Origin of the sequence: Paeniglutamicibacter terrestris (assembly GCF_012271785.1) — a bacterium.
In the GTDB taxonomy this organism is placed as follows: Bacteria; Actinomycetota; Actinomycetes; order Actinomycetales; family Micrococcaceae; genus Paeniglutamicibacter; species Paeniglutamicibacter terrestris.
On the sequence record NZ_JAAWVT010000002.1, the window covers coordinates 142,457 to 156,740 of the forward strand.

The window sequence follows — 14,284 nt, forward strand, 5'->3', positions numbered from 1 at the left end:
ACTCGGTGGAGTGCGCCGGGTGGGGCAGCCAAGGGTGTCGTGGGGCCGGTTCGGACTCATGAGACAGAACAGTGGTGCCGTCAACGTGTTTCGGTTCGGCGCCACGGTGCGATCTTGCATTAGGTTGGTAAAGGCTGAATGTACCCGCATGGCAATGCGCGATACGGGATCGGCAGCATTCAGGCAAAGGCGAAGGGACGGTATGGTGGCAGAGCACCAGCAACACGCAGATGAATTGGTCTCCACGTGGGTTGACTCCCTGGGTCCAGGGGTGGGAACCGACACGTTGTTGCGGTTCGCGCCCTCGGTGTCCAACAGCATCGACATCACCCACGCACATCCCTCGGGGTTGGCTCAGTTCTTGGCCGGACGACGCACTCGGCTCTCAACGCTGCTGCGCGACTCGGACCAATACGATTCCGCACGGCGCACAGCAGAGGCGCTACGCGGCAAGATCCGTGAGCTCTGGGACGAGCGCGGCATCGACGTTGGATACCTCTCCGCCGGACAAGCCAACTGGCGTGCGGTCCACGAGGGGCGCAGCGAGCAGTTTAACGCCCCCATCATGCTTGGTCGCATCGTGCTCTCGGTGCGCGAAGACCAGGACGACTTTGAACTTCAGCTGATGGGCAGGGCAGAATGCTCGCCGGCCCTCATGCGCTACTTCAAGCGCCAGCACCACGTTGAGATCGACGTTGAAGCACTGAACGCCGCTGCCTATTCGATCGCACGCTTTGACCCGACCCGTGCAATGGACGCCCTGCGTTCGCAGGTGGCCGACGTATCGGGCATGGTCATTGCCCACCGACTGCTCATTTCCACCTTTGCCGATCTCGCGGACCCGGCGGATCCTGGCACACTGAACCTCAAGCACCCGGTGCTGGCATCGCTCCTTGAAGCCGAAACCAAGCGCACCGAAGCTGCCGCCAGCACGGGCCCGGCCACTACTCAGGGCAGCGGCACTGCAGCTGCGACGAAGCGGTCCACCAACACCGCCGGCGCACACAGCTCCGGCGGCTCAACGCGGACCAGCGATCACCGTGACCCGGCCGAAGAATTGCTGTTGTTGGATGCCGATGAATCTCAGCAGGCGGTCCTTGACCTCGTTGAATCCGGCGAGTCGGTGGCAGTCAGCGCACCGGCCGGAAGTGGCCAGACACAAACCGCGCTGAACGCCGCCGCAGTTTTGGCAGCAGCCGGCAAACGAGTGCTGGTCATCGCCGAACGCCGCGCCAGCGCCGAAGAATTTGTTGAGCGTTTCGCCGCACTGGACCTCGCGGGCACGGCCCTGCTGCTCTCACCCGAGGAAGACCCGGAGCCGCTGCGCGAGTTGCTCACCCGGGCCATCCTGCGCAATGAACGGGCCACCGAGCCCGCACTGAGCTCGTTGCACACCACGCTGCGCGAGCACCGCCACACGCTCCTTGACCACGTGCGCTCGTTGCATTCAACCCGAGCCCGCTGGGGATGCTCGCCCTATAAGGCGATGCAGGAACTCGCCCGACTCAGTTCGCTGAGCCCGGCGCCCGCCACCACGGTGCGGCTCAAGCGTTCGGTGCTGGACTCCATCCCCAACCGTGCCTCCACCGCAGAACAGCTCAAGCGCGCCGCCGAATTGGGCTCATTCATCAGCGCCTCCGCCGACAGTCCCTGGTATGGGGCTCGGTTGCGGAACAAGCGCGACACCGACACCGCCCTGGATCTGGTTACCGGTCTGCACCGCGACCTCCCGATCCTGCGCGATCACATGCTCAAGGTGGCAGCACACTCGGAGATCCGGCTCGCCGACTCCTACAACAAGTGGGGCGAACAGCTGGATCTGCTGGTCGCGGTGCGTTCGTCGCTGGATAAGTTCGAATCCGACATTTTCGACAAGTCGGTCGAAGACTTGATCTCCGCCACCGCTTCCTCCTCATGGCGGCGGGAACGTGGCATCGAGATGAGCTCGATGACGCGCTCACGCCTGCGTAAGGTCGCCAAGGACTACGTGCGCCCCGGTGTTCACGTCGCTGATCTGCAGACGGCCTTGGAAGCTGTCCAGGAACAGCACATGGCTTGGCACCACCACGCCACCAGCCAACGCCACCCGATGGTGCCGGCCGGTTTGTTGGACGTCAACGCCGGTTATCAGGATGCCGGTGCGCGCCTGGACAAGCTGGCAACGATGTTGCCGGAACCCGCAGCAAGTCACCTGCGAGATGAGTCCATCGGCTCGTTGCTGCGGCGCATGGACCAGCTCCTGGAATTCAAGAGCGAGCTGGAGCAGCTGCCCGAACGCACCCTGATCACCGAGCAATTGGCCGAGCACGGCCTGGGTGAGCTGATGGATGATTTCCGATCACGCAACGTCACGCCCGACGCGGTGTCGGCGGAACTGGATTTGGCGTGGTGGCAGTCGGCGTTGGAGGCGATGATCTCCGGGGATGACTTCCTGGCGATGAACGATGGGGAAAAACTGCGCCGGCTCGAGGCCGAGTACCGCTTGGCCGACTCCGCGCACGTAGCCTCGGGTGCTTCGCGGTTGCGCTGGGCTCTCGCCAAGGCGTGGAAGGGTGCGTTGGCCGATCATCGCGCCGCTTCGCGCGAACTGCGGGCCATGCTCAAGGAGGGGGACCCTACCGCGGCTGACCTCGTCACCATGGGTGACTCGCTGATCAACTCGCTGTGCCCCATCTGGGTGGGTTCACCGCTGCTGGTGCCCGCCGCGGTTCCGGCCTCGATGGACTTTGACGCGCTGATCCTGCTGGATGCCGACTCACTGTCGCTGCGTTCGGTGCTCGGCTCCATCTCCCGTTCGAGCCAGGTGATCGCCTTCGGTGACGTCATGATGGGCGCACCTCGCCCGTTTGAGGTTTCCGTGGATCCCACGGCACACACCCGTCCGGTGGTGGCCCCGATCTCCGCGATGGAGGCACTCTCGCAGGTGTTGCCGATGCGTCGACTCTCCACCGTGTACCGGGGGATTGACGAGGGTCTGACCGAGTCGCTTTCCCACGACTTCTACGCTGATTCGCTCTCTCGCTTGCCGGCGGCTCGTTCCCTCGGTGCCGGAAGCCCGGCACTGATGGCCGAGTATGTCCCCGATGGCACCGGCCCGCTGGGTGCCGACGGAGAATCGGTGCAGAGCAACGTGGCCGAGGTCCGCCGTGTGGTGGATCTGGTCTTCACCAAACTGGCACGCGACGGGGAGAAGTCCCTGGCCGTCATCGCCGGCAACCGTCAGCACGCCGCGGCGATCGCCGAGGCCATCCGAGTCCAGTTGCCCAACCACCCCTGGGCTGCCAAGCACTTCAGGGCGAAGAAGGAACGCTTCCTGGTCACCAGCGTGGATCGCCTAGCCGGATTGCAGCGTGATGCCATCATCCTGTCGCTGGGTTATGGACGCACCACACACGGAAAAATCGTTCACGACTTCGGTGCCCTCTCGCAGCCCGGGGGAGATGAGCTCTACGTCAACGCCGTCACCCGTGCTCGCGAGTCGATGACTCTGGTTGCTGCCCTGCGGCCCCAGGACATGGACCTCTCCCGCCTGCGCTTTGGGGCCCACCGCTTCCTGGAGTTGCTCGGCCGGGTGCTGGGCGGGGATTCGGGCATGTTGGCCACCACCACGCCTTTGAAGGACGCGCTGGTCACCGATCTGATGTCGCGCTTGGCCGAACGTGGTGCCATCGTCACCCAGCATTACCGCGGTGTCTTGGATATTGCCGCACATGCCCTGGATGTCAGCGGAACCGGTGCCGCGGTGCCGTTGGCCGTGGTGTACGACGGAACCCAGGGCTATCGCGAGTTGACGGTACGTGAGCGCAGCCGCCTGCGACCGCAGCTCTTTGAGTCCCTGGGCTGGCGCTATGTGCCACTGTGGACCATCGATGTGTTCGCCGATCCCGATCGTGTTGCCGAGGATCTGGCCGGCTTCCTGGGCCTGGGGCACAGCGATGCTGACTCCGCGACGAATTCCTCGGGTGCGCAATCCGAGGAGAACTCCGCGCCGGGTTCGACCCACTCCGATCTGGCAGATGTATAGCCGGATCTGGTGAAGAACATGATGGACGATGACGCCGTAGCGCCGCGAGAAAAGAAGTCGCGGCGCTACACCGCCGAACCGCAGCGCGTCAGTGAATCAAAGCTGGTGGGCACCTTTGTGTTGCCCCACGGCGCCGGGCGTCCGGAAGCAGAGCCCCTCGGCACGGCCAAGGCCCCATCGGGGACCGATTCCGGAACCGAAGCCGGGACCGACGTGGGACCCGGCGCAGCAACGCACCCCCGTACCCCCGTTCCCACAGCTGATCCGGTGTTTGAGCAGACGGCGGCGGAAGATGACCCCCGGCGCTGGGGTGATGCGGAGGACGATCTGGGTGACTGGATGAAGTCGCAGCGTCCGCCTCACTGGTCCTAAGCGAGCGACGCCTCACTTTTTGCATCCCACGCACAGCGTGAGCCGCGCATCCATAACGTGGGTTTAGCCGCTCGCTAGCCGGCAGTTCCCACCCTCGCCGGGCCAACCGGCTCTAATCACCAACTGCGGGATTGACCAGAACCACCGAAACCCTTCCGCGCTGCGCCGCGGTGGAGAGCTCTTCGGCACCTTCGGCTCCCGCACCCACAACGATCAAACCGCCTTCCGCGGTGGATGAAGAGACTCCCCACGGGCTTTGCCCATCGGTGGCTAATTGTGCTCCGGTCCAGAGGATCGGCACGGCGCGGGCCAGCACTCGCGAATTCAGCTTCGTTTCAAACCCGTTGCCCTCCGTGAGGACCACGTCCACCCGTTGCCCGGCACGCACCAACGACGCCGTCTGTTCATCATCTAATCGAAGCGGTACCGCGACGCTGCCCGGAGCCAGACCCGCAAGCAGCCCGGGACCGATCACCATGGTCTGTAACACTGGCGACCCGGCCAGCACCGGAATGGCTAGACGGGAACCTGCGGCAGGTGGACCTAGTCCGTAGCCGCCACTAGGGATCAGGGCCCGGGGGATCGAGGCAGTACGCAGGTCCTCGGTGTGCAGTTCACTGCCCACGGGTAGATCGCGGGCGGCCACCAGTACGCTAACGTGTTCCTCCGTGGCGGGAGCCAGCACCGTCAGGGAGAGTGCCAGAGCCACCATGGCCAGTGCCGCGGTGAGGTGTCTGCGGTATTTGGCGAAGAGTTCGCCAGCCGACCGGCGTGGCTCCGGGCGGCGAAGATGCGGTGGGGATTTGGGGGTGGAGCGAAAAAGTAGCATGCGTTAAGCAAGTCATGGGCCCACCACCGGAAGGTGTGGACCCATGACGAGGAGCTAACAAGCCGCGTTCTGCCCCTGCCGCCATTGTGCGGGCAAGTGCAGAGTCACGGCCGATCCGGGCAGGAGTGTGCCGAATCATGATGCTGAGTTCAAGGGCGGGGAGGGGACGGGCAATGCCCGCCCTACCGCCTAGCAGCGGTTGGCTGCTACCTAGCTGACGCTGGCGGAGGCCGGGGTGCTGGAGCTGGTGGTTGATCGAGAATCGTTGCTGTAGAAGCCGGATCCCTTAAAGACCACACCGACGCTGTTGAACTTTTTGCGCAGTGCACCCTGGCACTCGGGGCAGATGGTCAGTGCCTCGTCGGAGAACGACTGGACAACCTCCATGGCGTGGCCACAATCCTTGCAGGCGTAAACATAGGTAGGCATTACGATCCTTTCGCACGAGGTGCGTGCCGGTCCGCGGGATCCTTGGCGGCGGTAATGTGCCGCGCTCGGGACCCCGGGCAAGCGATGAATAATATGGGGATGCGGGCACCCGAGGGCGACCGCTTACACCAATTCTAACGTACCGAGCCCGCGCTACGTGGTGAGGTTCCGCACCCCGGCGGGTGTCACCACCGCATCAACCCGCTGATCAAAGAGTTCGACGGGGAAGCTCCCGGGTGCCAGGAACTCGTGGTCAAAGACGATGCTGATCAGCTGTGGACGCAGAGGCGGGCCCGGCAATTCGGCGATAAACCGGTCGTAGTAGCCTCCGCCTTGACCCAGCCGATCGCCATGTTCATCAACCGCTTGTGCCGGCACCATGATGACATCGACGTCCGCCATCATCTCCGCACCCCGGCGCTCACCCACCGGTTCATCTATCGGCCCCACGGCGCTGCGGTTCATCGCGACTCCCGGATACCAGCGTGTCCATGACAAGCGCCGGGCCGGTTCACAAATCGGAACATGAACCAGATACCCGGCCTCATCCAGTCGCTCCAGCAGTGCGGCGGTGGGTGGCTCGGCGCCGTAGGACAGAAAACACGTCACGGAGCGCCGCGGCGCGTGATCTTCAAGCCACGCCAACAGCTCCTCGGTGATCCGGGACATCTGCTCTTCACGACCCGCCGCACCCAGGGCGCGCCGTTTGGCACGAAACTGTTGGCGGATGGTTTCCTTGTTCGGCTCACTCACGCACCACAGTCTATGCACGGAGCTGAGCCCACGCCTCGATAGGATTGGTGCATGTCCGAATTTGATCGCCAGTGGCCCGTGAGTCTGCAGGGACCACGAGTGCTCCTGCGCCCCATGCGCCGTCGTGACAAGGCCGAATGGACGGCCTTGCGCCGAGCTAACGCAGATTGGCTCACCCCCTGGGACGCGACGCTTCCCGATGGCGACGGCTACCCGGCCAACTTCTCGGCGATGGTCTCAACGCAGAACCGGGCTGCACGGCTGGGACAGTGTTTGCCCTGGGCCATCACCCTGCCGTCGCTACACGTGCGCTCGGCGCCGATCATTGGGCAGCTCACCGTTTCCACCATCGCGTGGGGAGCAGCACGCAGCGGATCGATCGGCTACTGGATTGATGCGCGGCACGCCGGGGCGGGTTTGACCCCGGAGGCTGTGGCCGTGGCGGTGGACCACTGTTTTTTGACCATGGGGCTGCACCGCATCGAAATCAACATCCGGCCGCAGAATGCGCCAAGCCTGCGGTTGGTGGAAAAACTTGGCTTCCGCGATGAGGGCCTGCGCAAGGATTTTCTGCACATCAACGGGGCCTGGGCAGATCACCAGAGCTTCGCCCTGACCGCGCCAGAAATCCCGCAGGGACTTCTGGCGCGCTGGCTGGCGCGGTAGCACCGGCGCAAGATCTGGCCGGCTATCGTCCAATACACGGAAATAATCAACTTTGTCCGCAGTATTACCGGACACACCGGGCCGAATGCCGCGTCCAACGTGCAAGCATGCTTAATGTGGTTGACGTGGACGTTTCACAATGACGCTATTTTCCGGCTGTTGCCTTGGAAGAGGCCCGTCGGAGTCGCGGCACAACAAGCACCAATAGCGGAGCACACCGGCAACAGACTTGCAGCGCCGGGCAGATCCGCAGATGAACGTAGTCGCCAGCCGACGAAGGAGCAACATGGCACAGCTAGCACCCCACGCTTCAGCCGCGTCCGATGAGATCCCGCAGGCACCCCTGCGGATCTTCTATGACCGCCTGGCCGTTGCCGTGCTCGGATGCCTGGCAGTGCTGGCCTTTCTCATTGGCGGACCGTTGGCCATGGCCGGTGTGTTCTCCGGTGTTATTCCGCTGATCGGGCTGCTGCTTAGCCTTGCCAGCTTCTCCACCCTGCGTGCCCTGGCGGTACGTGACCGACGTGCCAAGCTGCTGGCCCGGATGGCAAAAACCCGTGAACTGGCGTTGGAAGTACGTACCACCGAACACGTGGAACCGCGCAAAAAGCAGGCAGTGGTCTTCGACGCTCAGCCGAACTCGAATAAGCAGGCTCCCCGCCTCACGGTTCAGGAACTGCGGGCCGAGGCCCTGCGCATCGCAAACAATGGTGCGGCACTACAGCGCCCCGAGGGCTGGGAACTCATTGAGGTTCCGCTGCCGCAGTACGTCGTTGCCAATGCCGCCGCAGTCACCAAGCGCCCGAGTCCCGCCCCGCTGCAGCCCGCCGAGGCACCCAAGGCATCAAGCAACGCCAGCCTGCGCTCCCAGGAAGCCGCTGCTCGTCTTGCCGAGGCACTGGGCACCACCGAGGTTGAGACAGCATTGCCGAAGATTACCCCGGCCCCCGATGCTCCCGCAGCGGTGCCAGCTACCGCCGGTTCCATCGACGGCGAACCGGCCGCCCCTGCCGCGATAACTGCAGCGACTACGACTTCCCCCGCCGCCAGCGCAGCCGTTGAGCAGAGCCCGGAAACCGAGGCAGCCAACACCGCTCGGGCACCACGCACTGACTCGGCAGCGGACCGGATCAACCTTGACGACGTCATGCAGCGTCGCCGCGCCTAGACGTTTCCGCAGAGCTCGGCATGATTGATCCTTCCGCGCCGAGGTTCTCCGCCGCCGTCGCGCGTTCCGGGCAAGCACAGCTCAGCGCCCTGAGCTCGGCGATCCCCGCGATGATTGCCCAGCTGGGCGGTCATCCGCCCACCGGAACATGGGACTACGAGGCTAACCGGCTCCGCTTCGGGCATCGCCCCGGCGCCGGCATCAGTGCCATCTATCGGATGCCCGCCGGCACGGGGTTCAACGAACTGGGTCTGAGCACCGAAAAACTCCCCGCCGCTCAACCTGCCGCAACCCGAGTGTTGCCTAGTGCCGGGATGAAAAGTACCTCTATCTCCAGCGGGCTTGCCGGAATTGATGTGCAGATTCCGGGCGACGAGCAGGATCCCTCCGGCTCGGTGGTGCGGGTCAGCGGCTGGATTCACCCGCACGACCCGAAGCTACCGGCGCTGGCCATGGCCACCGATAGGACACGTGTGCTCGAAGTGTGGGGGCATGCGGAGCTGCTGACCGGGCTGCGGATGATGGCCTACAGGCCCCTGCGCCGTGCCGTGATCGAAGCGACGTTCACCACGCTGGGGCCGCTGAAGATCGTGCGCAAGATCTTCCTCAAGGTCGGGCACCCCACAGCGATTGCCGCACTGGCGCGCCGGCATCGGCTCATGGAGGCCAGCGATATTCCCTCGCCCGCGCTCATCGAGCCAAGCCATCGGGGTATCATCGCGCTGGAAGCCGGAAGCGGTGTTTCTCTGAGTGAATCCATCCGGCAACATGCGGGCACGGATCTGGATCCGCAGGACTTCATCTCCTGCCTTGATGCGTTGCCCGAAACCGTCATGGAACTGCCTCGGCGACCTGCCTGGAGCGATTCACTGCGCCGTTATCAGGGGGCAGCAACACTGACGCTGCCGCATCGTGAGCGGGAGATTGAGTTGTTGGTAAGCAAGATCGAGGTGCATCTTCAGCGCTCGGAGCGCGGTGAGTTGGTCCCGACTCATGGCGATTTTTACGATGCAAACATCTTGCTGCGCAACGGAAGAATCACTAGTCTGCTCGATCTGGATTCGTTGGGACCGGGCTACCGCGTTGATGACCTCGGATGCCTCCTGGGTCATCTGGCCATTCTGCCGTCGCTGGGCGAGAAAAACCGGGCGGCAACGGGGACCATGGAACGCTTTGGCTCCGTGTTTGAAACGGCCGTTGATCCCCGCAGCCTCTGGGCACGGGCGGCGGCGGTGGCGTTAACGCTGATCGCCGGATCCCGGAACCTCGGTGCGGATATCTGGGAAGACGTGGCCGAAGAACGACTGAAAACGGTGCGCAAATTACTCTGGCGCGCCGACGCTTGCGCCTAAGGTGGCACCGCCCAGCAGATCCACGTGAACTATCAACGGCCCCGTGACAAGCCGGAACCTAAAGTTCTGGAAGGTCCTCGGGGATCGGTCCGCCAAGGCCCTTGTGGTGGCCGAAGACCAGGGTCGTCTCGGTATGCCCGACGGATTCATCGGTCGCCAGATTATCAAGCACCCAATCGCGCAGGGCCTCGGTGGAACTGACAGCGATGTGCAGCAGGTAGTCATTGGCCCCGGAGATGTGGAACATCGAGAGGACCTCGGGCAACGTCGGCATTTTCTGAGTGAAGCGATCGATCTGCACTCGGTCATGCACGCGCAGCCGAACCGAAATCAACGCCTGAACGCTGCGCCCCACGGTCGGCAGGCTCACCTCGGCGTGATAGCCGGTGAGTACACCGCGCTCAATCAGCGCGCGGGTACGCAGCAGTGCGGTGGATGGAGCGATGCCGGTGCGCTGCGCCAGCGAAGCGTTGCTTAAGCGCGCATCGGCGACCAATTCCTGAATAATTCGACGGTCAACAGCGTCAAGATCAACCGGTTGTTGCGGAAAAGTTGAAGGTGCCATGCTGATATTCCATCACAGTTGTCGCGTCTTGTGGTGCTTTGGAGCCGAGGGAAAGCCTCGGCACGGCCTAAAATGGAATCATGACCAACCCACAACCCTCTGCCCCCACGGGCTTCGACACCCGCCTCGCAGCCTATTGTGTGGTGATCCGCGACGGATCGATCCTGCTGGCCTTCTGGGACATGCGCGCGCAGGAACCCAGCTTTGTGCCGCGCTGGACCCTGCCCGGCGGGGGTGTTGAGCTCGGTGAGGCCATTGATGCCGGAGCGGCGCGTGAGGTCACCGAGGAAACGGGCTACAGCGTGCAAATTGATGACCTGCTCAGCGTGGAATCCGGGATCATCCCCGCACACCAGCGTTACAGCGGCAAGGATCGCCCCATGCAGACGGTTGCTGTCATCTACTCGGCCACCGTGACCGGGGGCGAACTGCGCCATGAAGAAGCCGGCACCACCAGCCAGGCGGCCTGGTTCCCGCTCACCGAGGTAGCCGCACTGCCGCGCGTGGCCCGCGTCGATACGGCCATCGAATCTTTGCTCGCACACCGTCACCAGGTCAGTGCCTCGTGAGGCGCTACACCGGAAACGGTGAGTCACAGCGTGCCCAACCTCGGCACTCGTTGCCGCGCGGCCGCACGATCATCGGTGCCGCTGGCCTGATGGTGCTGGGGCTCGTGCTGGGTGCCTGTACGTCCGACTCGCCGGTGCACACGGCTCAGGCCACCACGGAGCGAGAGCTTATCCTGGCCCAAGGTCCAGACGCCACGGCGCAGGCGCTGAGCGCCGCCTACCAGCAGATGCTTTCCGACGCCGGGGTCCAGACGAAGCTCGCCGATCCCACCGCAGATCCGATCGCCGCGGTGCTCGCGGGCAAGGCCGACGTCGCGATCGGCGGCTCCAGCGCGATGCTCGGTGCGCTCAGTGCGGTGCCCCAGGCCAATGCGACGGCCGAAACTACAACAAGCGGCACAGCTGCGAACTCATCGCCCGTGTTGCCCGGTGCCCCGGGAGTACTGGACACCGGCGCAACCATCAAGGCACTGCACGCCCTGGCACCGAAGGGTTTTGCGGTACTCGATTCCGCCGCCGCCGAACGCACCGGAACCCTAGTGCTCACCCAGGCCACCAGTGCTGCGGGTCCCTTGGTGAACCTCACCGAACTCGGGGCGCTTTGCCACCGGCTGGATTTTGGCATCGCCACCAAGGATTCAGCCGAGCTGCTGGCGTTGTTGCGCCAGAGTGTTTCCTGTTCACCCAAGTCGGTCACTGAACTAGATGATGAGGCGGCGAGCGATGTGCTGCCGGTGATCGGTGACGAGGTGCAGATCCAGGCCACCACGGTGGATAACGCCGGGATCATCGACAACGCCTTGGTTCAGCTTGAGGACACCGCTGCACTATTCGCCCCGCAGTCTCTGACCCCGGTGATTACCACCGAGGGAGTGGGCCAGGACGCGATCAAGGCCATCAATAAGCTCAGTGCCGCGCTCAAACAAGAAGACCTGCAGGACCTCAACCGGATGGTCACCGGAGGCGACGCGGTCGACGCGCGCAGCGCCGCTCACGATTGGCTCACCGACAGGTCGCTGTTAGTGGCGCCTTAGCTCGCTTCCCGCGGCTAACACGTGGATGAGGCCCCCGAAGAAGTAACCCGACAGCGGGCCAGCGACCGCGTCGGCACGTAGCATCCGGCGTCACACGCTGTAGTTTTGCTCACAGTGCCAGCGTGCACCCGGCCCAAAATGAGAAAGTAAGAGCATGCCAGAATTCAAGCAGTCCACGAAACTCCACAACGTTCTCTACGATATTCGCGGGCCGCTGCTGGAACACGCCCAAAGGATGGAGGCCGAAGGCCAGCGCATTCTGAAGCTGAACATCGGTAACCCGGCACCCTTCGGCTTCGAGGCGCCGGACGCGATCCTCGTGGACATGATGCGCAATCTTCCCAACGCGCAGGGCTACTCGGACTCCCGGGGCATCTTCTCCGCGCGCACCGCCGTTTCGCAGTACTACCAGACCCGCGGTATCCAGACCATCGGTGTTGATGACGTGTACCTCGGCAACGGTGTCTCCGAACTGATCACCTTGTCCCTGAATGCGCTGCTGAACAATGGCGACGAGGTCCTGATCCCTGCCCCGGACTACCCGCTATGGACGGCATCGGTATCGCTGGCCGGTGGCACCCCGGTGCACTACCTGAACACCGAGGAAGAAGGCTGGCTGCCGGACCTCGAAGACATGGCAGCGAAGATCACCCCGCGCACCAAGGGCATCGTCCTGATTAACCCGAATAACCCCACCGGCGCCGTGTACCCGAAGGACACGCTCGAGGGCATCCTGGAGCTGGCACGCAAACACAAGCTGATCGTGTTTTCCGATGAGATCTACGAGAAGATCCTCTACGACGATGCCGTGCACATCAACACCGCCGCGTTGGCCGACGACGTGCTGGTGCTGACCTTCTCCGGACTCTCCAAGGCCTACCGGGTCTGCGGCTTCCGCTCCGGATGGATGGCCATCTCTGGTCCCAAGCACCTGGCGAAGGACTACATCGAGGGCATTAATCTGCTCACCAACATGCGCCTGTGCGCCAACGTTCCCGGACAGCACGCGATCCAGACGGCGCTGGGCGGCTACCAGTCGATCAACGACCTGATCCTGCCCGGCGGAAGGCTGAAGGAACAGCGCGATATCGCCTTCGCGATGCTCAATGACATCCCCGGGGTCTCGGTGCAGCAGGCCAAGGGTGCGATGTACCTCTTCCCGAAGCTTGACCCCGAGGTCTACCCGATCCACGACGACGAGGCCTTCGCCCTGGAACTGCTCAAGGCGCAGAAGATGCTCATCACCCAGGGCACCGCCTTCAACTGGGTAGCACCGGATCACTTCCGCTTGGTCACCCTGCCGGCAGTACGCGATTTGCGTGAGGCCATCGGCCGCATCGCCGAGTTCCTCGAGGACCTGCGTGAGGGCAAGCTCAGCGTCTAGCAGGTTCTGACGGTACTCAGCGTCGTCAAGGCGCGCTGGTTTCCCCGTGCACCGAGGTATCGGCGCACCGGTCAGGGGACCAGCGCGCTTTTTTGTGCCCTGCTGGCCACCGTGCGAAACGAACAGGAGCGCTGCGCCAGCCCTCCGCAACTCGAGGAGGGGCCGGCGCACACCCCAAACGTTAATGCCCATGCCGTACGCTAGGTCCAACATTCTCGAACCGGAAAGTCGGCCCTCACATGAGCACGAAGCAAAAAGCGAAGAAAAAACCGGCAAGCTTTGGCGATGTTGCCCGCTCCGCCCTGTCGGTAACTTCCGACGTGTCGCTGGCAGAAATTGATCCGTCCTCCACTCCCGGTTACACCGGGGATAAGGCCAGTGGCACCAAGGATCTTGCCGTGGTAGCGGGCGAACTCAGTGAATTGCAGGAACGCTTTTTTGCCGCTTCGCGCGCGGGTGCGCAGCAGAAGGTGCTGCTGATTCTCCAGGGCATGGACACCTCCGGCAAGGGCGGCATCGTGCGCCATGTGGTGGGGGCGGTTGATCCGCAGGGCGTGAAACACTACGCGTTTAAGGCACCCACGCCGGCCGAAAAGCGCCACGACTTCCTGTGGCGCGTGAACAAGCAGCTTCCCGGTGCCGGCCAGATTGGTGTTTTTGATCGGTCGCACTATGAGGACGTGCTGATCCACAAGGTCAGGGGTCTTTCTCCGGCCGAGGAGATCGAACGCCGTTACGGCGCCATCAACGATTTTGAGGCCGAGCTGGTTCAGCAGGGCACCACCATCATCAAAGTGATGCTCCACATCTCCAAGGACGAGCAGGGCGCGCGGCTGGCCGAAAGACTGGAGCGTGAAGACAAGTTCTGGAAATTCAACCCCGGGGATATCGACGAGCGCGAGTTGTGGGAGGCATACATGGGCGCCTACGAGAGCGCCATCGAACGCACTCACACCGACGCTGCCCCGTGGTTTGTCATTCCGGCGGACCGCAAATGGTACGCCCGCCTGGCCGTGGCCACCTTGCTGCAGCAGGCACTGAAGGGGATCAATCCGCAGTGGCCAGCCGCAGACTTCGACGTCAAGGAGCAGAAGCGTCGGCTAGCCGCTTCCTAACCCGGTGGGTGGCCGGATAATCGG

13 protein-coding genes are annotated in these 14,284 nt (G+C 63.6%); 9 read left to right on the plus strand and 4 right to left on the minus strand.

The window, feature by feature from the left end; all coding sequences use genetic code 11:
* Positions 1-202: 202 nt before the first annotated feature.
* Entirely contained in the window at positions 203-4,024 is a 3,822-nt protein-coding gene (locus HED64_RS06395; protein WP_210149334.1) for a DNA helicase, read from the plus strand.
* A gap of 18 nt (positions 4,025-4,042) precedes the next feature.
* A complete protein-coding gene (locus HED64_RS06400; protein WP_168151253.1) occupies positions 4,043-4,396 on the plus strand; it encodes a hypothetical protein in 354 nt (117 codons plus the stop codon).
* Between the two features lie 112 nt (positions 4,397-4,508).
* On the opposite strand, the gene cpaB is transcribed toward HED64_RS06400, so the two are convergent.
* The 3 genes from cpaB to HED64_RS06415 form a co-directional block, all read right to left on the minus strand.
* Positions 4,509-5,225: a Flp pilus assembly protein CpaB gene (gene cpaB / locus HED64_RS06405; RefSeq protein ID WP_168151254.1), complete on the minus strand. Its 717-nt coding sequence runs from the start codon at positions 5,223-5,225 to the stop codon at positions 4,509-4,511.
* A gap of 210 nt (positions 5,226-5,435) precedes the next feature.
* Positions 5,436-5,654 (minus strand): FmdB family zinc ribbon protein, encoded by a 219-nt coding sequence (locus HED64_RS06410; RefSeq protein WP_168151255.1) that lies wholly within the window; start codon positions 5,652-5,654, stop codon positions 5,436-5,438.
* Positions 5,655-5,807: 153 nt separating this feature from the next.
* On the minus strand, positions 5,808-6,407 hold the full coding sequence (locus HED64_RS06415; protein ID WP_168151256.1) for a 5-formyltetrahydrofolate cyclo-ligase: 600 nt from the start codon (positions 6,405-6,407) through the stop codon (positions 5,808-5,810).
* 51 nt (positions 6,408-6,458) lie between these two features.
* Here HED64_RS06415 and HED64_RS06420 point away from each other — a divergent pair, with 51 nt between their 5' ends.
* From HED64_RS06420 to HED64_RS06430, 3 genes are all read left to right on the plus strand, one after another.
* Complete coding sequence (locus HED64_RS06420) at positions 6,459-7,073, plus strand: GNAT family N-acetyltransferase (RefSeq protein ID WP_168151257.1); 615 nt, start codon at positions 6,459-6,461, stop codon at positions 7,071-7,073.
* A 286-nt stretch (positions 7,074-7,359) separates the two neighbouring features.
* Complete coding sequence (locus tag HED64_RS06425; RefSeq protein ID WP_168151258.1) at positions 7,360-8,241, plus strand: hypothetical protein; 882 nt, start codon at positions 7,360-7,362, stop codon at positions 8,239-8,241.
* Positions 8,242-8,261: 20 nt separating this feature from the next.
* Positions 8,262-9,593: a phosphotransferase gene (locus tag HED64_RS06430; protein WP_168151259.1), complete on the plus strand. Its 1,332-nt coding sequence runs from the start codon at positions 8,262-8,264 to the stop codon at positions 9,591-9,593.
* A 58-nt stretch (positions 9,594-9,651) separates the two neighbouring features.
* Here HED64_RS06430 and HED64_RS06435 read toward each other — a convergent pair whose 3' ends face one another.
* Positions 9,652-10,158 (minus strand): Lrp/AsnC family transcriptional regulator, encoded by a 507-nt coding sequence (locus HED64_RS06435; RefSeq protein WP_168151260.1) that lies wholly within the window; start codon positions 10,156-10,158, stop codon positions 9,652-9,654.
* An 80-nt stretch (positions 10,159-10,238) separates the two neighbouring features.
* Here HED64_RS06435 and HED64_RS06440 point away from each other — a divergent pair, with 80 nt between their 5' ends.
* The 4 genes from HED64_RS06440 to HED64_RS06455 all read left to right on the plus strand — a co-directional run bounded on the left by HED64_RS06440 (position 10,239) and on the right by HED64_RS06455 (position 14,260).
* Positions 10,239-10,727, plus strand: a complete 489-nt coding sequence (locus tag HED64_RS06440) for an NUDIX hydrolase (RefSeq protein ID WP_168151261.1) — start codon at positions 10,239-10,241, stop codon at positions 10,725-10,727.
* Positions 10,724-11,761: a type 2 periplasmic-binding domain-containing protein gene (locus HED64_RS06445; protein WP_168151262.1), complete on the plus strand. Its 1,038-nt coding sequence runs from the start codon at positions 10,724-10,726 to the stop codon at positions 11,759-11,761. Before HED64_RS06440 ends, HED64_RS06445 begins: the two co-directional genes overlap by 4 nt.
* A gap of 154 nt (positions 11,762-11,915) precedes the next feature.
* A complete protein-coding gene (locus tag HED64_RS06450) occupies positions 11,916-13,145 on the plus strand; it encodes a pyridoxal phosphate-dependent aminotransferase (protein WP_132358546.1) in 1,230 nt (409 codons plus the stop codon).
* Positions 13,146-13,384: 239 nt separating this feature from the next.
* Positions 13,385-14,260, plus strand: a complete 876-nt coding sequence (locus HED64_RS06455) for a PPK2 family polyphosphate kinase (protein WP_168151263.1) — start codon at positions 13,385-13,387, stop codon at positions 14,258-14,260.
* Positions 14,261-14,284: the final 24 nt, after the last annotated feature.

Coding starts and splice junctions, on each gene's coding strand:
- HED64_RS06410 (WP_168151255.1), bottom strand. CDS start 5,654: ATGCCTACCTATGTTTACGCCTGCAAGGATTGTGGCCACGCCATGGAG.
- HED64_RS06400 (WP_168151253.1), top strand. CDS start 4,043: ATGATGGACGATGACGCCGTAGCGCCGCGAGAAAAGAAGTCGCGGCGC.
- HED64_RS06435 (WP_168151260.1), bottom strand. CDS start 10,158: ATGGCACCTTCAACTTTTCCGCAACAACCGGTTGATCTTGACGCTGTT.
- HED64_RS06450 (WP_132358546.1), top strand. CDS start 11,916: ATGCCAGAATTCAAGCAGTCCACGAAACTCCACAACGTTCTCTACGAT.
- HED64_RS06425 (WP_168151258.1), top strand. CDS start 7,360: ATGGCACAGCTAGCACCCCACGCTTCAGCCGCGTCCGATGAGATCCCG.
- cpaB (WP_168151254.1), bottom strand. CDS start 5,225: ATGCTACTTTTTCGCTCCACCCCCAAATCCCCACCGCATCTTCGCCGC.
- HED64_RS06430 (WP_168151259.1), top strand. CDS start 8,262: ATGATTGATCCTTCCGCGCCGAGGTTCTCCGCCGCCGTCGCGCGTTCC.
- HED64_RS06420 (WP_168151257.1), top strand. CDS start 6,459: ATGTCCGAATTTGATCGCCAGTGGCCCGTGAGTCTGCAGGGACCACGA.
- HED64_RS06395 (WP_210149334.1), top strand. CDS start 203: ATGGTGGCAGAGCACCAGCAACACGCAGATGAATTGGTCTCCACGTGG.
- HED64_RS06440 (WP_168151261.1), top strand. CDS start 10,239: ATGACCAACCCACAACCCTCTGCCCCCACGGGCTTCGACACCCGCCTC.
- HED64_RS06455 (WP_168151263.1), top strand. CDS start 13,385: ATGAGCACGAAGCAAAAAGCGAAGAAAAAACCGGCAAGCTTTGGCGAT.